Consider the following 24,390-nt stretch of genomic DNA (forward strand, 5'->3'; position numbering starts at 1 on the left):
GACAGCCTTTTAAATTATTCTAAATCTTCTACATAAAAACTAGATAAGAAAGCAATTGATTTTTCTATATCATAATGTAAAATTCGATCTTCTTTTACAAGAGGAACTTCTTCTCTATATAACTTTAAGAAACTTTCTAAAAACGTACTAGATTGTAATGGTCGTCTAAATTCAATAGCTTGTGAAGCATTCATTAATTCAATAGCTAAAATACGTTCTAGATTTTCCATTATTTTCAAACACTTAGTTGCGGCATTAGCTCCCATAGAAACATGGTCTTCTTGCCCATTACTAGAAACAATACTATCTGTACTGGCTGGTGTTGTTAGTTGCTTGTTTTGACTTACGATACTGGCAGCGGTATACTGTGGAATCATAAATCCGGAATTTAATCCTGGATCACTTATTAAAAATGCTGGTAAATCACGTAAGCCTGAAATTAATTGATAGGTTCTTCTTTCTGAAATATTCCCTAATTCAGCTAATGCCATCCCTAGAAAATCTAAGGTTAACGCCAGAGGTTGCCCATGAAAATTTCCTCCTGAGATAATTAAATCTTCTTCTACAAAAATATTCGGGTTATCGGTAACTGAATTGATTTCTGTTTTGAAAACTTTTTTTACATAATCAATTGTATCCTTTGACGCTCCGTGTACCTGTGGAATACAACGGAAAGAATAAGGATCTTGTACATGTTTTTTGGATTGTTTAATAATTTGGCTTCCATCTAGCAACTCTTGAAAACGTTGTGCGGTTACAATTTGTCCTTTATGCGGACGAACCATGTGAATTAAATCATTAAATGGCTCAATTCTACCATCAAAACCTTCTAATGAAATAGCCCCTATTACGTCAGCTAAATAACTATATTTCACCGCTTTTAATAAGATATAACTTCCATAAGCGCTCATGAATTGTGTACCATTTAATAATGCTAATCCTTCTTTAGATTGTAAAGTAATAGGTTGCCAATTCATTTTTTCAAGTACTTTCATAGCTGGTTGACGAAATCCATCTAGATATACTTCTCCTTCTCCTATTAATGGTAGACATAAATGCGCCAATGGTGCTAAATCACCAGAGGCTCCTAATGATCCTTGTGTATACACTACAGGAAAAACATCGTTATTATAAAAATCTATCAAACGCTCCACTGTTGCTAATTGCACACCTGAATGTCCATAACTTAAAGATTTTACTTTCAACAACAACATGATTTTTACAATCTCTTGTGGCACTTCATCTCCTGTTCCACAGGCGTGTGATTTCATTAAATTTTCTTGAAGTTTTGATAAATTTTCATTTGAAATTTTCACATCACATAACGAGCCGAAACCTGTGTTTATACCATAAATGGGGTCTTTGTGTTCCTCCATTTTTTTATCTAAATATTCACGACATTTTACAATGTTTAAGCGTGCTTCTTCTGATAATGCTAATTTTTGATTTTGTGAAATAATTTCTTGTAACGTTTCTAATGAAAATATATCAGAAGAAATATAATGAGTAGTATCCATCTTTATTCTAAAATTTGTTGCCCAAAATTCCATAAAAAAGATCAGAAATCAAAAAGAAGTTTAGCATTTCAAATAAAAAATTATGTACTAACTGAAGTTTAAGTATAAATACAAAGTGTTTTGCTTTATTTGTTTTTTAATTATTTCATAATACTATATTTACGAAGTTTTTTCAATAAATAGACCGTTCTTCTTAGTCTTTTACTTTTATTCAAACAATATGGTATAAAGAAAAAATGGTGTTCAAAATGAAAAGTCTAATAAAATAAAACAATTTTCACTTGATTTCAAAGAATAATAACACAAAACTTCTATTTAAAAATATTAATTTTGCAATCAATTTTTTACAAACTACTTTAAAATGAAAAACACAGCATTAACTCATATTCACGAGAATTTAGGAGCTAAGATGGTTCCTTTTGCAGGATTTAATATGCCTGTACAATACGAAGGAGTAAATATAGAACACGAAACGGTTCGTAACGGTGTAGGTGTTTTTGACGTTTCTCACATGGGTGAGTTTATGCTCAAAGGCGAAAATGCTTTGGCATTAATCCAAAAAGTAACTTCTAATGATGCTTCAAAATTAGTTAATGGTAAAGCGCAATATTCTTGTTTACCGAACAACGAAGGAGGTATTGTAGATGATTTGATTGTATATAAAATTGCAGATGACCATTATATGTTAGTAGTAAATGCTTCTAATATTGAAAAAGATTGGAACTGGATTTCATCTCATAATGATTTAGGTGTTACAATGGAAAATCATTCAGATACTTACTCTTTATTAGCTATTCAAGGCCCTAAAGCAGCTGAAGCTATGCAACGCCTAACTTCAATTGATTTAATAAATATGGGTTACTACACTTTTCAAATAGGTGAATTTGCTGGTGTACATAATGTAATTGTATCTGCTACGGGTTATACAGGTTCTGGAGGATTTGAAATTTATTTTAAAAACGAAGATGCTGAAACTATTTGGAATAAAGTTTTTGAAGCAGGAGCTCCTTTTGGAATTAAACCTATTGGATTAGCTGCACGCGATACGTTACGTTTAGAAATGGGCTTTTGTTTATACGGAAATGATATTAATGATACGACATCTCCTCTTGAAGCGGGTTTAGGATGGATTACAAAATTTGATAAAGATTTTACAAATTCTTTAAACTTGAAAAAACAAAAAGAAGAAGGGGTTACTCGTAAATTAGTTGGTTTTGAATTATTAGAAAGAGGTATTCCTCGTCATGATTACGAAATTGTAGATGCTAATGGAAATATTATAGGTATTGTAACATCGGGTACACAATCTCCTTCATTAAACAAAGGAATTGGTATGGGGTATGTACCAACAGCTCTATCTGCTCCTGACTCTGAAATTTTTATCAGAATTAGAAATAAAGATATTGCAGCAAAAGTGGTTAAATTACCTTTTTATAAAAAATAATTCCCTCTTTTACCTTCTAAGTTCAAAATATAATAATTACGCTTATATTTTGAACTTAGAAAAAATTATGTTTTTTTAGCTCAAAATAACGATTCGGATAATCTGTAATCAACCCATCTACTCCGTATGACATTATTGTTTGCATATCTTCTTTTTTATTGACGGTCCAAGGAATTACTTTTATATTCTTTGCATGCAAATAATCTACTTTTTGTTTATCTAATAAAATAAAATCTGGGCTATAAACAGTTGGCTTAAAACCTAATCGCTTTAGATTGTCATTAATAGATAATTTATTTTCAACTAAAAGAACGGTTTTAAATGAAGTGTATTTTTGATGTAAATACTGTAACGTTCTAACGTCAAAAGATTGAATATAAGTCCTATCTATAATATTTTTATTTTCTAAAACGTTAACCAATAAATCTACAAATTCATTGGGTAGCGGATGGTATATTTCATCTCCTTTGGGATCTGATTTAGTTTCTATATTGTAAAAGATTTTTTTATTAGGATATTTTGTCTGAATGTATTTTTCGACAAAATCAATTACCTCTATTAATAAAGGTTTATTGATTTTTATCTTTTCTTGTTCTAAAAATCGGGGATGTATTTTACTACCACAATCACATTTTTTTATTTCATCATAATTCATCTGATATAAATTAAATGATTGTTCTGTGGCTTCGCTAATGGTTTGGTTTTCTTTATCTAAACAAATTTCATGTGATAAAAAGGGTTCATGTGATAATAAAACTTGTTTATCTTTGCTAATAACAACATCCATTTCAAGAGTAGTAACTCCTAGATCAATGGCTTTTTTCATTGCTTCTATTGTATTTTCAGGAAGCAAACCACGACATCCGCGATGCCCCTGAATATCAAATTTTTGGGCTTGACTCATAAAAGGTAAAAATAATAATAGTCTTAGTATTTGTTTCATAGTTTCTTAATAGTTTCAATTAAAAAATCAATGTCATCTAAGGTATTGTATTTAGATAATGAAATTCGAATATTGGGTTTAGCTAAATATTCACTAGGAATAAATGCTTCTAAAACATGCGAAGGTTTAGAGCTTCCTGATTGACAAGCACTTCCTCTTGAAATAGCTACTCCGTTCATATCCATTAAAAAAACAATCATCCCTGATTTAGCTTCTTCTAATGGTAAAATAATATTTACAATATTATGTTGAGTCGTTTCTGGGTTTCCAACAAAAATACTTTCTGGAAAATGTTTTTTAAATGCTTCTACTAAATATTTTTTTAACCCTTGAAGGTATTCTTTGTTCGTTTCTAAATGAGCTAATGAAATAGCTAAGGCTTTAGCCATTCCTACTATATTATGAATACTTTCGGTACCTGCTCTAAGTCCTTTTTCTTGTTCTCCTCCATACAATATGGGTTGCAAAACAATATTTTTTTTGATGAATGCAAAACCAACCCCTTTAGGTCCGTGAAATTTATGAGCACTGGCTACCAAAAAATCTATTGAAATCTTTGATAAATCAACAACTGATTTTCCTATTCCTTGAACTGCATCTGTATGAAAATAAGCATTGTTTTTTTCTGATAGATGGGCTACCTTCTGAAGATCTAAAACGGTTCCTATTTCATTATTAACATACATTAATGAAACCAAGGTTTTAACATCTGAATTTAGTAAGTTTTCTAGATGAGCGTAATTAATTGTCCCATCAGGGTTAATAGAGACAAAATCTACTTGTATTTCAAATTCTTTTTGTAAAACGGCTACTGTATGTAAAACGGCATGATGTTCTATTTTGCTTGTAATAATCCTTTTTACTTCCAAACTTTTTATAGCTGAACGAAGTATTAAATTATTAGCCTCTGTTGCACAAGATGTAAAAATAATTTCTTGAGCATTGCATTGAAGGTTTTTAGCTATACTTTTTCGAGCTAATTCAAGTTCATTTTTTGCTTCTCTACCCATTTGGTGAGAAGACGATGGATTTCCATATTGAGTACTTAATATTCGAGTCATTTCCTCAATTACTTCAGGATACAATGAAGTTGTAGAGGCATTATCTAAATATACTTTTTTCATTTTTAAATCATAAAACAGGTAAAATAATAATTAATTTCATATATCTTTTATCTGAAATTATCATTTATTTTTATTCATTTCAAATTTAATGATTTTATATATTTGAATCTGAAAATACTTCTGAATAAAAAGAAGAATATTTTTTTAACCCAGATTACGTATTAGACTTCGTTGTGAAATCTAAAAAAATAATAAAAATGAGTGCTCACGGACTTTTTGAAATTTTGGAATATATTAATATTTCAAAAAGGAGTAAGTGCTTATTTTTGAAATAGTTTTAGGTTGGAATAGATTTCTAATGCGTAATTTGGGCTTAAATCATCTAACAACTTTTAGAATTAGCCATTAGGTTTTCCTTGTATGAAAAAAATTTTATTATTATCTGATACCCACGGACACATAGACGAATCAATACTTAAACATATAAATTGGGCAGATGAGGTATGGCATGCTGGCGATATAGGAAATCTAATCGTTACAGATACCATAAAAAAATACAAACCATTGCGTGCTGTTTATGGAAACATAGACGGAACCAGCGCCCGAATGGAATTTCCTTTACACAATCGTTTTTATTGTGAAAAGGTTGATGTTTTTATGACTCATATTGGAGGTTACCCAAATAAATACAATCCAGAAATTAAAGACGAACTCTATAAAAATCCTCCTAAATTATTTATTTGCGGGCATTCTCATATACTGAAAGTTCAATTTGATAAAAAATTAAACCTTTTACACATGAATCCAGGGGCTTGTGGTAAAAGTGGTTTTCATCAAATACGGACTATGTTGCGATTTATTATCGAAGGGGAAACTATTAAAGAATTGGAAGTCATTGAATTGGGTTCTAGATAATGATTTATACTTTTTTATCTATTGCTCCAATTTTAGATTTTTGAATCAACAAAGAAGAGGCCCTAAAAATAAAAAAACAAGATTTTTTGTTGCTTTAAAAACTGAAGAAATTTTACACTAGAATAAATTACATCTGATTTTCAATGATTTACTTCATTCCGATTTCTCTTAAGTTTTACTCAAATCATGGATATGAGCGATAAATAACAAAATTACCCGTTTTTGGAGTCTCTTCTTTATTTGTATTCAACTTTTTTACGCTCAAAAAGTTATATAACCTTATATATTAATTATTTTTTCTTTAAGCGATCTTTAAAGACTTTTTCAAATTTTTCTAATTTAGGTTGAATTACGTATTGACAATAACTTTTCTTCTTATTGTTTTCGTAATAATTTTGATGGTAATTTTCAGCTTTGGTAAAACCTCTGAAGGGTTGCAATAGAGTTACAATTTTAGATCTATAAGCTTTTGATTTTTCTAATGCTATAATAAGATCTTTAGCTGTATTTTTTTGTTTTTCATTAGCATAAAAAATAACGGAACGATATTGAGATCCCATATCTGCTCCTTGACGGTTTAGAGTGGTTGGGTCATGTACGGTAAAAAAAACTTTAAAAATTTCATCTAAATTGGTTTTAGTGGTATCGTATTTTATTTGAACTGCTTCTGCAAAACCTGTTTCTCCTGTAGATACTTCTTCATAGGTTGGGTTTGAACTATTTCCTCCTGAATATCCTGATTCCGCTGAAATAACACCATCTAAGTTATCAAAAACGGCTTCTATACACCAAAAACATCCCCCTCCTAGTGTAATGGTTTCTATTTGTGTTTTTGTTTTTTGAGCCGAAATTACTGTACTAAAAAAGCTTATAAAAATAACTATTCCTTTTTTCATCTTTTATTTTTTAATTTTAGAATCGGGTTCAAAATCTAAGGCTATTGAATTCATGCAATAACGTTTTCCTGTGGGTTCAGGACCATCATCAAACAAATGCCCTAAATGACCTTCACAACGCCCACACAAAGCTTCTATCCTATCCATTCCATGTGATTTATCACTTCTAAAAACAATACTCTTTTTGTCAACTTGTTCAAAAAAGCTAGGCCATCCGCATGAACTTGCAAATTTAGCATCTGATCGAAATAATGTGTTTCCACAAGCAGCACAATAATAAGTGCCTTTTCCTGTATAATTCCAATATTTACCTGTAAAAGAAGCTTCTGTATCTGCTTTTCTAGAAACTAAGTACAAATTTTCTGGTAAAATGTTTTTCCATTCTTTATCCGTTAGCTTTAATTTGTTAGTAGCTGTATGGGAGTAATATGGATTTTTAATTTTCCCGTTTTGAGCATTCATATAATTTAATGTAATTAGAAATAAAAACAAAATTCCTTTTTTTAGAATCCTAACCATAATCATCTTTTTTTATATTATAAACTAAAGGTAGTTGTGTTTTACTGAATTAAATGTAATCTAGTTTACATCCGATTAATTTTTAACAGAATATTTTTGTTTTTTATTTAAAGTAAGCTCTTTATTAAAAATGAAAAGGTGCCCAAAAGGACACCTAATCTAAACAAACTTAACTAAAAAATAACACTCTACTATAAGAAGCATTATCCGTTTCTATTAGCCAAAAGCCTTTTTGGGCAATATAGCTTTTGAAAAATAATGATTTTGTTTTATCTAGTGAATTCAAATATTTTTGTAATGAATCCGAAGTATTTATAAAATAAAGTGTTTCTTTATCTATTCTAAATTGTTTAAACTGATCTATTATTAAATTAGATTGAATTCCATATTCATAAATAACATTTTGATCAGAAGTGAATTTTAATAAATGATCTGATTTTTTTTGTCCTGTATCATTTTGAATAACGATTGTATCAGAATAATTTAATTCTTTAGAATTAACAGTACATAACACCTCATCCTTACGAACTCGTAACGATAAATTAATTTTTGATATATCTTGTTTTTGATTAAATCCTGTTATATCTGTAATTTCTTGTACCGATTCCCAAATTAATTTACCTTTAGCATCAAATTTAAACACATATACTCCTAATGGGATGTTAATGTTTTCTCCTAATTCTTTGGGTTCATTTCCAAAAATTCCAAATACATATACATTTCCTGTACTTTTATCAACCACATAATTATTAATTGCTAACTCAGAAAGTCTTTTATTCCCTTTAGTATCTATTACAGTCCCTCCTCCATTATCAGCAAATAACAAATAATATTTAGGCACATCTACTAAATAGGAAAAATCGCCCATTTTGGTTCCATTTAAATTATATACATTCCTATAGATAGTGGCTGATTTATAATTTTTATTTATAGATTTAGTTATAAAACTAATGTTATCTTCGTTTATCCGAACATCAAAATTTACCCCTTCAGAATAAGTTGTAGTTGTTTTATTTTCAATTTTGTTTAGGTCGGGTTTAACCAACTTATTTTGTGTAAATTGCCCTGAAAATAAATCAACTACTTTTAAAAACAAATCCTCATTTTTAAGATCTACTTTATCGCTATTTTTTTGATTCACTATTGAAAGTCCGTAAATATCATTAAAGTATCTAAAATTTTCATTAATCTTAAAAAATTTGCTTGAAGAGCCGTCTAAATTGAGTTTATATTCCTTAGGGAATTCGTTTTTATCTGAAATTTTACCAATTAAAAAAGCGGTTTCTATAGGCGAAAAAACACAATTGGTTAATTTTTCGTCTGAAATTAATTTTTGTGTAAATCCATCTTTATCAAAAGACCAAATATCATGTATTTCGTTTTTATAAACCTTATTTACAGGTTTTCCTTGAATTAGTACAACTTTATCTTGATTAGGCAAATAAACGTATTCTAAAGGTTTTCTTTCATCCGTGTATGTAATTTCAGAAATTACTTTTTGGCCAAAGCTTGTACTTACCACACCGCAGGCTAAAACAATTAAACTTCGCATTTTACTAAAATCCTTGTTTAAATGTTATTCCAAAAGTAAATGATCTCGTTAATCCATCAGGACGAACTTTACGTATTACAAACGGAGCTGCTAAAGATGTTTCTATACTACTATTAGCTCCTAATTTATAATTTGCAATAACATTTCCATTAAGTGTTAAACCATTTGAATTAGCTATTTCTATTTTTTGATTTAATTGATCTATGTACGAATCATTTCCTAAATGATAAATAAATAGTAAATTAGGTTTTAATGTTAATTGATCATTTGCTAACATTATTTTATACGTAGGTCTGAATAATAGGTCTGGGCTTCTATGGAATAAATTTGTAGAAACAAATTCTTGATTGGAAGATAAATTACTCAGATACGAATTTTTATTATCAGTTAATGGTATTTGAGTCGCTAAATTAAAATCCCAGTTTTTTATTCCTGCCTCAATACCCGCTATTAAATCATAAATTCCTAAACTGGACTGGTAAGGCATGGGTAAAGAAACATTATTAATTTTATCATTAGCATTAGTTAATGGAATTTTAAGTCCTAATACCCCAGACCATTTCATTTTTTCTGAATTACTTAATTTGTAATTAGCCGTTACAAATAGATCCCCTATATTGGTTTTAGTACCTAAATTACCATTAGCTGATAAACCTGTAACTTTTACATTCATAGCAAACTTATCTGTAAATAGGCGTGTATAGGCTATATGAGAAGAAATAATACCTACGTTTTGTTCTCCTAAACCGTAACCTGTATTAACTTCTACATAATTTTTTATATCATTATTTATAGTCTTAAAAGGATTTCCTACGGAACAAAATCCAGCATCACTACAACCTTGCGCTGCTATTGGTTGAACTGCAATACCTGATAGTAATAATAATGTAATTTTTAATTTAATATTCATTTTTTGTGTTATTAATTATTTTTAGTTATTTATTGTATCTTTAATAAGATTAAATGTTAATCTTATTCATTTGTTTATGAAAGTGATCTGCTTTCTATTTTTTTTATTCATTTATTTAGCACAAAAATAATCTTCTAAATATTGACTAAATGTTAAGTAGATTACATTATATAAATTTGCTTGAATTTCTTTTTTTCTATTAATTTGTTACATGATAAATCCATCAGCACACGGTTGGGTCCACAAATTTTTCTTTGAGCAATCCTCACAAGAACAATTCAACGTATTTGATTCTGAAGGTTTTTATCTGGCTACAAGAAATACGGGATTCTTAGTTGGGTATACGACTCATTTTGTAACCTCTATTCCTATTGAAATTCATTCGCTTACCATAGAAGAAATTTCAAAAATTGCTTTATTAAATTCTTTGTTTGGTGTTTATCAAATCATCAAAAAGGACAATAATAGCATTCGTTTTACAAAAGAAATTGTTACTTTTTATCAGGAATTACATCCTAAAGGGTCGGGTCTTTTTGATTTTTTTTTACCTAACGATACGCTTGAAAGCAAATTAGAAAAAATTATTTCCAACCGTATCAAAACTAATGATAACATTATTAGTAAAAATTTTTCACATATAGTAATCAATGCGTTGTTATTTATTGATGTATTAGCATTTAAAAAACATCTTGAAAACGGTTATTTCCCTAAAAAATATCTAAAAAAAATTGAAGAAATAATTGTAAATGTTATTTCACTTGCCTTAACTACAAAAACTACTAAATCCGTGTATGACGATCTTCTTCAGAAATTGTTTGATTCTTCTGTGCGTTATTCTAAATTTAACAGAGCAAATACAAAAACAACTTTAGAAAATATCGATTTTAGTTATTTAGTAGATGATTATGAAAAATTTTATCTCATGGATCTTACAAACATGGCATTATGGAATGATGGTCAGATGGATGAATCAGAATATCAATTTTTAAAATTTCTAAATCATCAATTAAATCTTTCTGATACTTTTGTCAGCAAAAGTATTAATGATATGGATCATTTTTTACGTCTTAATAAAAAAAATATTCCTTATTTTAATTACTCAAATCCTGTCAAACATTTTTACGACCAAACCAGTTTAAATATCCAAACACTTATACAAAGAAATAAAAAACGGCTTTTAATTGAACTTTCACAAAGCAAAGAACTAGTTATTTTATTATCACAATCTACTCTACGTGAACTTAATCCTGAGGAAAAGAAAAAAGTTAAGACTCAAATCTTAGATATTTGTAAAACAATCCCCTCCCTTACTATTTTTTTAGTTCCTGGTGGCAGTTTACTATTACCTATCCTAATCAAATTTATTCCTAAACTCCTTCCTTCTGCTTTCAATGAAAACTTAGATGAACGCTAATCTATAGTTTCTTCTAACCAAGCACTCATCATCCAAATAGTTTTTTCTTGCTCTTTTATAAAATCACTCATCATTGAACTCGTTCCTTCATCATCTATTACATCTGATCCTTTTAATATTTTACGTTCAATTACCAACAAAATGGTGATCGATTCTACGATAAGTCTAATAGCTTTTTCATCGTTAGAAATATTTTTACCTGCCGTAAGTTCACTAGCTTTCAAATAATCTTCAAAAGTATGATAAGGAATCCCGCCTAAAGTTAAAATTCGCTCAGCTATCATATCTATTTTAAGTTGTGCATCATTATACAACTCTTCAAATTTTAAATGTAAATCAAAAAAACGTTTTCCACGTATATTCCAGTGTAAGCCTCTTAAGTTTTGATAATAAATTTGAAAATTAGATAGCAAAGCATTTAATTGAATTACTAACTCTTTTGTTTCTTCTACTGGTAGTCCTAAGTTATTTATTTTCATTTTAGTCATTTTTAGTTTAAGTTCCTGATGATATAGATTCTTACTGAAACATCATTCCGGTTTTATATTTTTTCTTTAATAGATTCTTTAACTTTTTTTAACAACAAAATAAATACAATCTGTTAAATTAAATTATCAATTCTTTAAAGCCTTTCTTTTTGTTCCTCAAAATTATTTTTATTTAAGCACTTTTTACCATAAAACAAATTGATTATATTTATATTTGTATAAAAGAACTTTATAAAATGACTATTACACAATTACAATATGTATTAGCTGTTGCAGAACACAAAAATTTCACTCAAGCAGCTGAAAAATGTTTTGTAACACAGCCTACACTAAGTATGCAAATTCAAAAAATCGAGGAAGAATTGGATATTATTATTTTTGATAGAACAAAAAAACCAATTCAACTTACTGAAGTAGGTAAAAAAATTGTTGAACAAGCTAAAAACATAGTGAATGAAGCAGATCGAATTCAAGATATTGTAGATCAAGAAAAAGGATTTGTTGGGGGAGAGTTCAGAATAGGAATTATCCCTACAGTAATGCCTACCCTATTGCCAATGTTTTTGAACAATTTCATCAAAAAATACCCAAAAGTTAAACTCATTATAGAAGAATTAAATACCAACGAAATAATCACTAAACTAAAAAATGGTCATTTAGATGCAGCAATTGCAGCCACTCCGTTAGAAGAAGAAAAAATTAAAGAAGTGGTCTTGTACTATGAACCTTTCATGGTTTACGTTCCTGAAAGTCATAGTAAATTTAACAAAGCTGAATTAGAAATTGGGGATTTAAATGTAGATGAAATTTTATTACTACAAGATGGTCATTGTTTTAGAGATGGGATATTAAATCTTTGTAAAAATAAAAATACATCTAAAGAAAATAAATTTCAATTAGAAAGTGGCAGTTTTGAAACACTGATACGATTGGCTAACGAAGGGTTGGGCGTTACTTTACTTCCTTATTTGCATACTTTAGAATTATCTGATAAAGAGAAATTAAAACTACGTCATTTTAAAGATCCCAAACCATCAAGAGAAGTTAGTTTATTAATCCCTAAAAATGAATTAAAAATCCATATTATAGATGCTTTACGCAATGTAATTTCAGGAGTTTTAAGGGGAGCTATTGCTTTTCAAAACGTTGAAATCATTAGCCCTCTCTCAAAAAAATAAAGGTAATAAAAAACTTAGATCCACAAACTTAAAAGGTTAATCACAAAAAGTAGTTCATTTCAAAAATAAAACAACCTAAATAAAAAACAAATCATAAAAAAGCTGTGCAAAATGCACAGCTTTTTTATAAATATTTTAGGATGTTTCTTTTTATTTCAATCCCGCCAAACTCTGTTCAATAGTTGCTATTTTGGCCAAAGCATCCGCTTCTTTTTTACGCTCATTAGCAATTACTTGTTCTGGAGCACCTGAAACAAACTTTTCATTAGAAAGTTTGCCTTGAACTGATTTTAAAAATCCTTTTGTATAATTTAACTCTTCGGTTAATTTCTTTATTTCAGCCTCAATATCAATTCCCTCTCCTATTGGAATAAAATATTCATTGGATTTTACACGATAAGATAAGGCTCCATTTACTTTTTCAGAAACATATTCTAAATTAGATAGATTTCCTAGTTTAGCAATTACGGTGTCAAAAAAAGTAGAAGCTTTTTCATTATTAACTATTTTTAATTCAATAGTATCTTTAAATGAAATGTTTTTATCTTTTCGAATCGTTCTAATTCCTGAAATTACCTCTGTAGCAAAATCAAAATCTGAAATTAATTTTTCATCATAGGTTTTTATTTCTGGCCATTGAGCAACAATTAATGCTTCTTCTGGCGTTTTCCTATCAGCAATATATTGCCAAATTTCTTCTGTTAAAAAGGGCATAAATGGATGCAATAACTTTAGATTAGCCTCTAACATTTCAATTGCTTTATCAAAAGTAGTTTTATCAATGGGTTGCTGATAACCTGGTTTAATCATTTCTAAAAACCACGAACAAAAATCATCCCAAACTAATTTATAGATTGCCATTAGAGCATCCGAAATTCTATATTTCTCAAAATTATCTTCAATTTCTGCTAATGTTTTTTGCAATTTAGCTTCATACCAAGCAATCGCGGATTTAGAGGCTTCTGGCTGTACAATATCTGCTACTTCCCAACCTTTTATTAAACGAAAAGCATTCCAAATTTTATTCGCAAAAGACTTCCCTTGATTACATAATTCTTCATCAAATAAAATATCGTTACCTGCAGCAGCACTTAACAATAACCCACAACGAACCCCATCAGCACCAAATTTATCTATCAAATCTAATGGATCTGGTGAATTTCCTAAAGATTTAGACATTTTACGTCCTTGTTTGTCGCGTACTAAACCTGTTAGGTATACATTCGTAAAAGGTTTTTCATCTGCATATTCATAACCTGCAATAATCATACGCGCTACCCAAAAAAATAAAATATCGGGTCCTGTTACTAAATCATTAGTAGGATAATAATACTTAAAGTCTTTATTTTCCGGATCTAACACACCTCCAAAAACGGCCATAGGCCATAACCATGAAGAAAACCAAGTATCTAAAGCATCTACATCTTGCTTTAAGTCATCCTTTGTTAGTTCTTGATTTTTTGTTTTTTGCTTTGCTAACTCAAGTGCTTGTTCTTTTGTTTCAGCTACTACAAAATCTTCCTTTCCTTCACCATAGTAATACGCAGGAATTTGCTGTCCCCACCATAGCTGACGTGAAATATTCCAATCGCGAATATTTTCCATCCAATGACGGTAGGTATTATTAAAACGTGATGGATACAATTTCACCTCTTCGGTTTCTAATACCGCTTTAATTGCAGGCTTAACCAATTCTTCCATACGTAAAAACCACTGATCAGACAGTCTTGGCTCAATTACAGCTTTAGTTCTTTCGGAAGTTCCTACTTTATTTAGATGATTTTCGGTTTTAACTAATGCTCCAATAGTTTCTAACTCTTTTGCAATTTCATCGCGAACTACAAAGCGGTCTTTGCCTACATAATGCAAACCAAAACTATTCAAAGTCGCATCTTCATTAAAAATATCAATGATTTCTAAATTGTGTTTATTTCCCAATTCTTTATCATTTATATCATGAGCAGGTGTTACTTTTAAACAACCTGTTCCAAATTCTATATCTACATACTCATCAAAAATAATAGGAATTACTCTGTTGCAAATAGGAACAATTGCTTTCTTACCTTTTAAATGTTGGTAACGCTCATCTTCAGGATGAATACAAATAGCTGTGTCCCCTAAAATAGTTTCAGGACGAGTTGTAGCAATCGTTACAAACTCATTACTATCTTCTATTTTATATCTTAAGTGATATAATTTTCCTTGACGCTCTTCATAAATTACTTCTTCATCTGACAAAGTTGTTTTAGCCTCAGGATCCCAGTTTACCATACGGTAACCACGATAAATCATTCCTTTGTTATATAAATCTACAAATGACTTGATTACTGATGCCGTCATATCATCATCCATAGTAAATTTGGTCCTATCCCAATCGCATGAGCATCCCAACTGTTTTAATTGCTCAAGAATAGTTCCGCCATATTTGTGTGTCCAATCCCAAGCATGTTTTAAAAACTCTTCGCGAGATAAATCATTTTTATTGATCCCTTCTGCCTTTAATTTAGCTACTACCTTTGCCTCTGTAGCAATAGATGCGTGATCTGTACCAGGAACCCAGCAAGCATTAAATCCTTTTAAACGAGCACGACGAATTAATACGTCTTGAATCGTATTATTTAACATGTGTCCCATGTGTAAAACGCCTGTCACATTGGGTGGTGGAATAGTAATTGTATAAGGTTTACGATGGTCTGGTGTTGAACGGAAATATTTATTTTCCATCCAATAGTCATACCATTTTTTTTCTACGGTCTTGGGATCAAATTGTGCTGGTATCATTTTAAATTTTAGATTTTTGAAAGTTAGAAATTTGATTTCAGTTTTACTGAAAGAACATTTATAAAAGTGTTATGAATAACTAAAGTCCCAACGGAAACTACTAAAACATATAGATTTCACAGTGGGAATAAAAATTATTGATGTAGAAAGCAGACTCGCTCCTTTAGAAAAATATACGTATTTTTTTGGTACACTTTTTGTATTTTTTTATGCAAAAGTAAATAAACCACATAAAAATAAAAAGTTTAAGTATTTTTTTTGTAGGTTTACTTGAAAGAAAGTATTTTTACTAATATAATTGAAGCAAATGAAACGAATTTTATTTTTTACAATATTGGTGTTATTCAGTTTTTCCTTACAAGCTCAGAGTGGGGCAAAAATAGAATTCAAAACACATGAAATTGATTATGGTACGATTAGTAAATCTACTGATAATGGTATTCGCTTTTTTGAATTTACGAATACAGGGGATGCACCCCTTATTATAAAAAATGTACAATCCACCTGTGGTTGTACTATACCTTCCTTTTCAAAGGAAGCTGTTGGGCCTGGTCAATCTGGAAAAATAGAAGTTAAATACAATATGAATCCAGGGCCTATTCGTAAGTCCATTATGGTGGAAAGTAATGCTATTAATACTGAAAATGGTTTAACCCCTTTAAAAATTAAAGGCACTGTTGAACTTAACTAAATTTCTAAAAACACAACCAATTCTATAAAAGAGAGGGCTAAAAAGTCGTAATCTTTTATTTCGAGAACAGGAGAAACCACATAGTACTGATAATGTGAGTTCTCCTATCATCAAAGTAATAAACTAAACATTAAGCTACTCCTTTTGGAAACACCCACTTTATTTTCTTATAACCAACCTCTTTTAAAATTATAGCTATATACATCCAAATTATATCTATAACGTAATGTTTTTTCTAAATTATTTTTTTATCATTTTTCTAGCCTTTTCTAAATCCTCAGGAGTATCTATACCTATACTTCCGTGAGTAGTTTCAACCATACGGATACGCTTGCCATATTCTAAATAACGAAGTTGTTCTAACTTTTCAGAAGCTTCTAAGGATAACATCGGCAAACGATAAAAAGCCATCAAGGCCTCTTTTCTAAAGGCATAAATACCAATATGTTTCATATACCTAACTCCTGTATTCTCCTCTCTTGGATAAGGAATTACTGAACGTGAAAAATACAACGCAAATCCTTCTTGATCTACTATTACCTTAACATTGTTAGGATTTTCAATTTCTACTTTATCCTTTATTTCAAACATAAGCGAAGCCAAATCTACTTTTTTATTCAGATCTTTTTTAAAAATTTCAATAATTTTCCCTAACGGTTCCGCATTAATAAAAGGCTCATCACCTTGCACATTTATTACAACATCAACATCCATATTTTCAACGACTTCGGCTATGCGATCGCTTCCACTTTCGTGTTCTTTTATGCTCATTAGAGCTTTCCCTCCATTAGAAACAATTTCATTATAAATCAAATCCGAATCAGTTACTACAAATACATCGTCAAATAATTGAGAATTTACAGCAGATTCATACGTATTACGTATAACAGTTTTCCCTCCTAAATCCTGCATTAACTTAGCTGGAAAACGAGTGGAAGCATAACGAGCGGGTATTACGGCTATTATTTTCATTTTATTTTTTTTAACAGAAACGATACTAAACTATTTTAAACATTTTTTTAATTAAGGATTAAAAAGAAACTATTATATATTAAAAAATTCATCTTTAAAACCAATCAAATACAACTTATCTTTTGCACGGGTCATAGCAGTATACAACCAACGCACAAAATCCTTATCTATATCACTAGCTAAATAAGGTTGTTCTATAAAAACTGTGTTCCATTGTCCTCCTTGTGATTTATGACAAGTAATAGCGTACGAAAATTTTACTTGAAGAGCATTAAAATATTCATTATTTTTTACTTTTTGATACTTTTTATATTGTGCTCGTTCATTTTCATAATCCTTCGTTACTTCCTGATACAGTTTATTTGACTCTTCATAAGTTAATGAAGGGGACTCACTCGTTATCGTATCTAATAACAAAATAGTATCCAAAGGTCGTTGATTAGGATAATCTACCATTCTTATTTTAACAACTGCAAATTTAAAACCATATAATTCCTTTATAGAACGAATTTCTAAAACCTCAATAATATCACCATTCGCAATAAAACCCGCTTCATCTGAATCCTTCAACCAAAAGTAATTATTTTTCACAACCATTAAAAAGTCACCTACCGATAACTCACTTTCTTTACCTAATATTTTAGACCGTATCTGTTGATTATACTGATTAGCTCTTTTATTAGAACGAACAATAAAGGTTGTGTCCTCTATACTATAATTACTATAAGCCTGATTGATTGCATCTTGTATATCATATCCATCAGATAATCTAAAAATATCTTTAAAGCCTTTTAATTTAAATTGAAAGGCTGTAACAAAATGATCCTTCAATAATTCTCTTAATTCAGTAGCATTATACAAAATTCCTGAATTAGCTTCTTGACGCATAACTTCATCTAATTCTATTGAATAAACCTCCTTATCATAATTTAAACTTAACGTTTCTACATTTAACGCAGGCGAAATATCTAAATTAACAGGAGGCAACTGAGCCGTATCGCCTATCATAATCATTTTACAATTTTGTCCCGAATATACATACGACATCAAATCATCCAACAATGAACTGCTTCCATATAATGTAGAATCTGTATCTACATCTGAAATCATAGAAGACTCATCTACAATAAAAATAGTATTGGTATGTTTATTAGTTTGCATCGTAAAACGAACACCTCCTCCACTGCCTTTTTTAGGGAAATAAATTTTCTTATGTATCGTAAATGCTTGTTTTTCAGAGTAATTAGCAATTACCTTTGCAGCTCTACCTGTAGGTGCTAACAAAACATATTTCTTTTGAACCTCCGCTAAATGATTTACTATAGTGGAAATCAAAGTAGTTTTACCAGTACCTGCATATCCTTTTAGCACAAACAGTTCATTTTTATTTGAACTTTCTACAAATTCAGCCACTTTACCAAAAAAAACATCCTGTTTTACAGTAGGTTGAAAGGGAAATTTTTTTCGTAAAATACTGTAAAATAATATCGAACTCATGGCTATATTTTAATATCATTAAGAAGGTCAAATATAAAACATCTCCATAAGATATAGCATCCATCATTCATAAATATTAACTCAACACTATCAATAAATTCTTTAAAAATAATAAAAATATTAATAATCTAAGCCTCTTCAAAATCGGTTCTTTATTAAAAAAATCGTAGTTTTGTCACTATTAAGGGTATAGAAACGAATGCAAACATCAACTAATACAATACTTAACAAAGAATACAAGAAATTATTGCTTCAAATTTCATTACATGAAGTATCATTTTGTTTGTACAATACTTTAGAATCTAAAATAGAATTTTTTAGTAACTACATTTTAACTCAAAACAATACGCTCCAAGAAACAGAAGAAGAAATTTTAAACCTAATTCGTCAAAGTACTGTTTTACAAACTGGTTTTGATGATGTTTTAATATTACACGATAGTACATTAAATAGCTTTGTTCCCCAAGCTCTTTTTGACGAACAATATCTAAAATCTTATTTACACTACAACGTAAAAGTATCTCCTGATGATTTTGTAACCTATGATGAAGTTACAGGTAATGATATGAACAACATCTATATCCCTTTTGTAAAGCTTAACAACGCACTAATAGATATATATGGACAGTTTCATTACAAACACACAGCTACTATTCTAGTCAAAAAGATTTTAGAAACAAGCAAAAATGTAGCAGAACCTCAGATTTTTGCACATATTCAAGAAAAACAGTTTCAGATAATCGTTGTAAAAAATCAAAAATTATTATTATATAATTCATTTGAATATCACAAATCAGAAGATTTTGTCTACCTCCTACTTTTCACTACTGAACAATTAAAACTAAATCCAGAATCAGTTATCGTTAAACTACTTGGAAAAATAACAAAAAACAATGAATTATTTGAAATAGCATATAAATACATTCGAAATGTAAGTCTATACACAGAAAACTTACAATTTGACCAATCAATATCCGAAGACAACTATTTAAAAAACTTTATTTTAATACACGCATGCGAATAATTTCAGGAAAATACAAAGGTAGACGTTTAGTTGCACCTAAAAATTTACCCGTAAGACCTACAACAGATATGGCCAAAGAATCACTCTTTAACATATTGAATAACTATTTTAATTTTAATGGCTTACGCGTATTAGACCTATTTAGTGGTACGGGTAATATAAGCTACGAATTTTTATCCAGAGGAGCAGAAAGCGTAATTAGTGTAGATGGAGACTTCGGTTGTATCAATTATATCAAAAAAACAGCAAAGGAATTTGAAATGAATATTACCCCAATCAAAAGTGATGTATTCAAATTCTTAGAAAAAAACAAAAACAATTATGACATCATTTTTGCAGATCCTCCTTATGATCTAGACCAAAAAAACTTTGAAAAAATTTTAGCTCTTATTTTTGAAAACAATCTACTAGATCCAGACGGAATGCTTATCATAGAACATTCAAAATATACAAAACTCTCACATAAAGAAAACTTTTCATTCGAAAAAATCTATGGAGGCTCAGTCTTCACTTTTTTTGAATTTGAAAAAGAAGAAGATGATGAATACGATGAAGAAGAATTAATAGAAGAAAATAACACTAAAAACAAGAAATAATAAAAGTAAACGGTCTATCAAATATTTTTTTAGTATTTTTTTTTTATCATACATATAGTATTTTTGCAGGAATAAAAATTAGTAAACATTCATATAGTCCAATAGAAATAGAAATGGGAAGAGCGTTTGAATTTAGAAAAGCACGTAAAATGAAACGTTGGTCAGCAATGGCTAAAACGTTTACAAAAATTGGTAAAGATATTGTTATGGCAGTAAAAGAAGGAGGTCCAAACCCTGAGACCAACTCTAGATTAAGAGCTGTTATACAAAATGCCAAAGCAGCTAATATGCCTAAAGACAATGTGGAGCGCGCCATAAAAAAAGCAACTGATAAAGATACAGCCAACTATAAAGAAGTTTTATTTGAAGGCTACGCACCACACGGAATTGCTATCTTAATAGAAACAGCAACAGATAATAACAATAGAACGGTAGCTAATATCAGAAGTTATTTTAATAAATGCAATGGAACATTAGGCACACAAGGTTCTGTTGAATTTATGTTTGATCATACTTGCAACTTCAGGATTCCTTCTGAAGGACAAGATGTTGAAGAATTAGAATTAGAAATGATTGACTTTGGTGTTGAAGAAATATTTGCAGATGAAGATGGAATTGTTATGTACGCACCTTTTGAAAGTTTTGGAGCTATCCAAAAAGAATTAGAAAATCGAAGCATAGAAGTTTTATCTTCTGGATTCGAAAGAATCCCTCAAGTAACCAAAGAATTAACACCAGAACAAGTAGCCGATGTTGAAAAATTACTTGAAAAAATAGAAGAAGATGATGACGTTATGAACGTTTTTCATACCATGCAAGAATAATTAGACTCTTTTACTTTAATGGTAATGTAATCAAATAGTTCATGAATTTTTAATCTAAATTGATTATATTTCAACATCAAATGAAAGAAGAAATTGTTCCTACCAGCAATAGATTTGATAATATACAAAAAATGAGGGCGGTTAATAAACTGCCCTTTTTTATTTCTCTTATTCCCCACTTTATCGTATTGAGGCTTTTGCAGGTTGGACAACGCTTTTTCAAGCTCTTTTAATTGTTTGAGCTGATTGGGTTCAATGCCAGAATATTTACTTTTCCATTGATAAAAAGTGGGCTGACTTATACCAAATTCACGACAAATTTCATTGACCGTTTTGCCCTTGTCTTGTTCTGAGATAATTTTGATGATTTGTGTCTCAGTAAATTTACTTTTTTTCATATTGCTAAAATTAAAAAATTATACTTTTAATCGTAGCTGTTTTTGGGGAAGCTTACATAATGAAGATTTTGAATCCAATACAATAAAAGAATCTTCCCCTTTTATAATTTGATTATTTACTATAGCATTGATTTTATAAAAAATAGTATATCGTCTTCCTAAAGTAAATGTTAAATGGGTAGTGTCTCTAATTGATTGTATGTTTTCAAACTGATATTTCAAACTATCGTTTATTGTTAAAACAATATCCGAATTTATTTCTCCCTCGTTTTTGAATTTTGGAGTTAAATATAATATTTTTAAGGATTTATTGTTCTCAATAATAAAATCAGAATTTTTAGATTCAACTATTTTGAAGTTACTTCCTTTTTTGTATTTAAAAAAGTTAATTTTTAAAGAATCTTCATCAGAATCCCAATTTGTTATCATTACAGAACTGAAAGAATCGTTTATAGTTTCATAATTATCACAACTTAATAAAATAAAAAAAAATGATATATAATAAAATTTAATATACCTCGATATAACCATAATAGTTGGATTTAAAAAATTTAACTGAAATTCTGTTATTACCTAAAAGAAAAACACTATTCTTATCCCATATTGGTTTCCCTTTTTCATTTTTGTAATCCACAGGGTTATATCCCCACGTGAAAATTCTAAAAGTTAACGACTCAATATCATCTAATACTGACGTTACTTTTCCATTTTTATCATAAAACTGTAAGCCACCTTCATAAACTACCCAGTGTGAATCATTTCAAATATCTGCAAGAATGTTATGACTCGACTTGTTATCATTCACAATCATCTTTAAGTTTTATGTCCCAATTTATGACTTTTATCAATTTCTATTAATTCTTCTAAATCACTATTTGAAAAATAATCGTGAACTCTTACGGTTTATAATCCTTTTTTAGAATTATTTGAACTCCTCCAGAACCTAATTTACTTACACGGTTATTTATTTTGTAGCTTTCAATCAAACACATATTTTCTTCTCTCGTCCCTATCATTACTGTTTTTGTTAAAATTCTTATATTAGAAATGTCGTATTTTAAGGAGTCTAATAAAATAAGTCTATAGTTGCCTTTTGATACTATTTCCTTATCTAAAATAATACTCATGCTACCATAATATTCTTTTATTGTTTTTTTATCATTATAAGTGGAAAATTTAACTATTTTAAAAGAATCTATTTTTTTTGAAAATAATGAGTCATATTTGTATAATTTGATATCTTCTTTCTTGATTTTATTTTCTCCCCAATCTTTTATAATTATTTCATTATTTAATTCTGCATTATCACATTTTCTTTTTTCACTTTTACAAGAATTAATTATTGCCATTAAAAAAAACATTTTAATTATACTTTTATATTCCATTACTTTAACTTTAAATAACCATAATAATTACTTCTAAACTGATTTTTTGTTAATCTAATTTTTCTCATTGGTAAACCTGATGTTGGATTCACAGAATCATTTCTTAACTCTCCCCAAGTAAATACATTGAAGTTTATATTTGTTACATTGTCATAATCTGACTCAGGTTTTAAACCATTAAGAATTTCTAGTCCACCTTCATATACAACCCAGTGATATTCGCTGAAATCATCTAATGAATAATCATCTCCTGGTTTGTAGTCTACCATAGTTCCGTCTATAAGTAAGCATATTTGATATCCATTTTTAAAATCTGCATCAATATCTTTCTCAAGTATTCTTAATTTTTCATCAGAACCAAAAAAGTCTCTTAAATACGATTTATTAATTTTATAATAATCCATTTCAACATCTGTGTAACCCAAAAGGTTTTTTCCTAGAGGCTTCATTAGCGTAGGCCAATTTATTGCCTCTGCATCTTGCCCTTTTTTACCTTTATACAATAATTTTCCAAAAAATGAACTTTCTTTGCTCCTCACACAAGCTAAAGTTAACCAATCTACTTCTGGTAATTTAGGGTGGTCTTTATCTTTGTAGGGATTTACAGAGTACATTTCAATAGCATTCTCGTGTGGTTTCACAATATATTTATTGTACTTATATTCGCCAGTTCTGAATAGTTCTTTAGCTAATTTTTCGTAACCTTTCCCATCTTTTTTTGCTAATAAATAAAATAAGCTTGCCATTCCACATAGTGAGGTTCCACCTTGATCAATTCTCCACGGTTCTTTTGCTCTTGCTTCTGCTTGCTCATAAACAACCATTCTATCAAACCATCTAAACCTATTATGCTTCCAAACTTTTATTTCTCCTTCACTTTTAGGATCGTCAATATAAGCTCTAATATAAATAAATCTGCCACACATATCCTCTTCATTCATAGTAATTTTTACTGTATCTCCTGTAACTTTTAATGGTATATCTATCCATTTGTTTTGTGAGTATTTTGGACTATGGTAGCGTATTTGCCACTTAGTTAGTCTACGACTCAATGATGTTTCATTATCATATTGTGTGACTTGAAACGTATATTCTTTTCCAAAAATCATTCCTAGCTGAGTACTTCCTGACTTGTCATTCTTTGAACCAAGGTCTAGTTTAGTAACTAGTTCTACTTTTTTTACTTTTCCTTGGTTTAATACTATTTTGGGAGGCTCTATTGGCGTTTTATATGATGTGCCTTTTTGGGCACCGTTAATAGAAACTATACCCTCGGCATTGAAACTCATTTTTTGAGCAAATAAATTGTATTCTCCTGTGCAATGTTCTGTTATAGATCCACCTGCAATTTCAATATAATTTCCTGATTTATTGCTCATAAG

At 29.4% G+C, this 24,390-nt stretch carries 23 protein-coding genes; 8 read left to right on the forward strand and 15 right to left on the reverse strand.

Going from position 1 to position 24,390, the window contains the following annotated elements; genetic code table 11:
* Positions 1-14: 14 nt before the first annotated feature.
* The gene (hutH, locus tag HUE53_RS14050; protein ID WP_041253308.1) at positions 15-1,517 is read right to left on the reverse strand and encodes a histidine ammonia-lyase; all 1,503 of its coding nucleotides are present in this window, start codon (positions 1,515-1,517) and stop codon (positions 15-17) included.
* Between the two features lie 361 nt (positions 1,518-1,878).
* Here hutH and gcvT point away from each other — a divergent pair, with 361 nt between their 5' ends.
* Positions 1,879-2,961 (forward strand): glycine cleavage system aminomethyltransferase GcvT, encoded by a 1,083-nt coding sequence (gene gcvT / locus HUE53_RS14055; protein ID WP_192188589.1) that lies wholly within the window; start codon positions 1,879-1,881, stop codon positions 2,959-2,961.
* Positions 2,962-3,016: 55 nt separating this feature from the next.
* Here the strand turns inward: gcvT and HUE53_RS14060 are convergent, their stop codons facing one another.
* Together HUE53_RS14060 and HUE53_RS14065 are read right to left on the reverse strand one after the other, a co-directional pair.
* Complete coding sequence (locus HUE53_RS14060) at positions 3,017-3,904, reverse strand: glycerophosphodiester phosphodiesterase (RefSeq protein ID WP_192188590.1); 888 nt, start codon at positions 3,902-3,904, stop codon at positions 3,017-3,019.
* Positions 3,901-5,028, reverse strand: a complete 1,128-nt coding sequence (locus tag HUE53_RS14065; RefSeq protein WP_065213718.1) for a cysteine desulfurase family protein — start codon at positions 5,026-5,028, stop codon at positions 3,901-3,903. The genes HUE53_RS14060 and HUE53_RS14065 overlap by 4 nt, the downstream gene beginning before the upstream one ends.
* Positions 5,029-5,388: 360 nt before the next feature.
* Here HUE53_RS14065 and HUE53_RS14070 point away from each other — a divergent pair, with 360 nt between their 5' ends.
* A complete protein-coding gene (locus HUE53_RS14070; protein WP_014164285.1) occupies positions 5,389-5,883 on the forward strand; it encodes a metallophosphoesterase family protein in 495 nt (164 codons plus the stop codon).
* 290 nt (positions 5,884-6,173) lie between these two features.
* Here HUE53_RS14070 and msrA read toward each other — a convergent pair whose 3' ends face one another.
* The 4 genes from msrA to HUE53_RS14090 all read right to left on the reverse strand — a co-directional run bounded on the left by msrA (position 6,174) and on the right by HUE53_RS14090 (position 9,760).
* Positions 6,174-6,779, reverse strand: coding sequence for a peptide-methionine (S)-S-oxide reductase MsrA (msrA, locus tag HUE53_RS14075; protein WP_014164284.1), 606 nt, complete (start codon positions 6,777-6,779; stop codon positions 6,174-6,176).
* A gap of 3 nt (positions 6,780-6,782) precedes the next feature.
* Positions 6,783-7,304 carry a peptide-methionine (R)-S-oxide reductase MsrB gene (msrB, locus tag HUE53_RS14080; protein WP_014164283.1) on the reverse strand — a complete coding sequence of 174 codons (522 nt, stop codon included), beginning with the start codon at positions 7,302-7,304 and terminating at the stop codon, positions 6,783-6,785.
* 163 nt (positions 7,305-7,467) lie between these two features.
* Complete coding sequence (locus tag HUE53_RS14085) at positions 7,468-8,850, reverse strand: hypothetical protein (protein ID WP_014164282.1); 1,383 nt, start codon at positions 8,848-8,850, stop codon at positions 7,468-7,470.
* Positions 8,851-8,854: 4 nt separating this feature from the next.
* Positions 8,855-9,760, reverse strand: a complete 906-nt coding sequence (locus tag HUE53_RS14090) for a hypothetical protein (RefSeq protein ID WP_065213719.1) — start codon at positions 9,758-9,760, stop codon at positions 8,855-8,857.
* 211 nt (positions 9,761-9,971) lie between these two features.
* Between HUE53_RS14090 and HUE53_RS14095 the strand changes: the two genes are divergently transcribed.
* Positions 9,972-11,174, forward strand: coding sequence for an LETM1-related biofilm-associated protein (locus HUE53_RS14095; RefSeq protein WP_065213720.1), 1,203 nt, complete (start codon positions 9,972-9,974; stop codon positions 11,172-11,174).
* Here HUE53_RS14095 and HUE53_RS14100 read toward each other — a convergent pair.
* The gene (locus HUE53_RS14100) at positions 11,171-11,653 is read right to left on the reverse strand and encodes a Dps family protein (RefSeq protein ID WP_014164279.1); all 483 of its coding nucleotides are present in this window, start codon (positions 11,651-11,653) and stop codon (positions 11,171-11,173) included. The genes HUE53_RS14095 and HUE53_RS14100 overlap by 4 nt on opposite strands.
* 245 nt (positions 11,654-11,898) lie before the next feature.
* On the opposite strand from HUE53_RS14100, the gene HUE53_RS14105 reads away from it, so the two are divergent.
* Entirely contained in the window at positions 11,899-12,840 is a 942-nt protein-coding gene (locus HUE53_RS14105; RefSeq protein ID WP_014164278.1) for a LysR substrate-binding domain-containing protein, read from the forward strand.
* A gap of 150 nt (positions 12,841-12,990) precedes the next feature.
* Here the strand turns inward: HUE53_RS14105 and HUE53_RS14110 are convergent, their stop codons facing one another.
* Positions 12,991-15,621, reverse strand: a complete 2,631-nt coding sequence (locus HUE53_RS14110) for a valine--tRNA ligase (RefSeq protein ID WP_014164277.1) — start codon at positions 15,619-15,621, stop codon at positions 12,991-12,993.
* Positions 15,622-15,928: 307 nt separating this feature from the next.
* On the opposite strand from HUE53_RS14110, the gene HUE53_RS14115 reads away from it, so the two are divergent.
* Positions 15,929-16,312 carry a DUF1573 domain-containing protein gene (locus HUE53_RS14115; protein ID WP_014164276.1) on the forward strand — a complete coding sequence of 128 codons (384 nt, stop codon included), beginning with the start codon at positions 15,929-15,931 and terminating at the stop codon, positions 16,310-16,312.
* 240 nt (positions 16,313-16,552) lie between these two features.
* Here the strand turns inward: HUE53_RS14115 and kdsB are convergent, their stop codons facing one another.
* Both kdsB and HUE53_RS14125 read right to left on the reverse strand, forming a co-directional pair.
* Entirely contained in the window at positions 16,553-17,284 is a 732-nt protein-coding gene (gene kdsB / locus HUE53_RS14120) for a 3-deoxy-manno-octulosonate cytidylyltransferase (protein WP_014164275.1), read from the reverse strand.
* Positions 17,285-17,356: 72 nt separating this feature from the next.
* Positions 17,357-18,781, reverse strand: a complete 1,425-nt coding sequence (locus HUE53_RS14125; RefSeq protein ID WP_065213721.1) for an ATP-dependent DNA helicase — start codon at positions 18,779-18,781, stop codon at positions 17,357-17,359.
* Positions 18,782-18,980: 199 nt separating this feature from the next.
* Between HUE53_RS14125 and HUE53_RS14130 the strand changes: the two genes are divergently transcribed.
* From HUE53_RS14130 to HUE53_RS14140, 3 genes are all read left to right on the forward strand, one after another.
* Positions 18,981-19,805, forward strand: a complete 825-nt coding sequence (locus tag HUE53_RS14130; RefSeq protein ID WP_192188591.1) for a DUF3822 family protein — start codon at positions 18,981-18,983, stop codon at positions 19,803-19,805.
* On the forward strand, positions 19,796-20,401 hold the full coding sequence (rsmD, locus tag HUE53_RS14135) for a 16S rRNA (guanine(966)-N(2))-methyltransferase RsmD (protein WP_014164272.1): 606 nt from the start codon (positions 19,796-19,798) through the stop codon (positions 20,399-20,401). Before HUE53_RS14130 ends, rsmD begins: the two co-directional genes overlap by 10 nt.
* 113 nt (positions 20,402-20,514) lie before the next feature.
* Complete coding sequence (locus tag HUE53_RS14140) at positions 20,515-21,225, forward strand: YebC/PmpR family DNA-binding transcriptional regulator (protein ID WP_014164271.1); 711 nt, start codon at positions 20,515-20,517, stop codon at positions 21,223-21,225.
* Here the strand turns inward: HUE53_RS14140 and HUE53_RS14145 are convergent.
* From HUE53_RS14145 to HUE53_RS14160, 4 genes are all read right to left on the reverse strand, one after another.
* Positions 21,207-21,623 (reverse strand): transposase, encoded by a 417-nt coding sequence (locus HUE53_RS14145; RefSeq protein WP_075348575.1) that lies wholly within the window; start codon positions 21,621-21,623, stop codon positions 21,207-21,209. The genes HUE53_RS14140 and HUE53_RS14145 overlap by 19 nt on opposite strands.
* Before the next feature lie 18 nt (positions 21,624-21,641).
* Positions 21,642-22,154 carry a hypothetical protein gene (locus HUE53_RS14150; RefSeq protein WP_065213723.1) on the reverse strand — a complete coding sequence of 171 codons (513 nt, stop codon included), beginning with the start codon at positions 22,152-22,154 and terminating at the stop codon, positions 21,642-21,644.
* Between the two features lie 365 nt (positions 22,155-22,519).
* Positions 22,520-22,972 carry a hypothetical protein gene (locus tag HUE53_RS14155; protein ID WP_123906700.1) on the reverse strand — a complete coding sequence of 151 codons (453 nt, stop codon included), beginning with the start codon at positions 22,970-22,972 and terminating at the stop codon, positions 22,520-22,522.
* 35 nt (positions 22,973-23,007) lie between these two features.
* Positions 23,008-24,387, reverse strand: coding sequence for a hypothetical protein (locus HUE53_RS14160; protein WP_077225424.1), 1,380 nt, complete (start codon positions 24,385-24,387; stop codon positions 23,008-23,010).
* Positions 24,388-24,390 lie beyond the last annotated feature (3 nt).

This window comes from Flavobacterium columnare, from assembly GCF_014844295.1.
Lineage (GTDB): Bacteria > Bacteroidota > Bacteroidia > Flavobacteriales > Flavobacteriaceae > Flavobacterium > Flavobacterium columnare.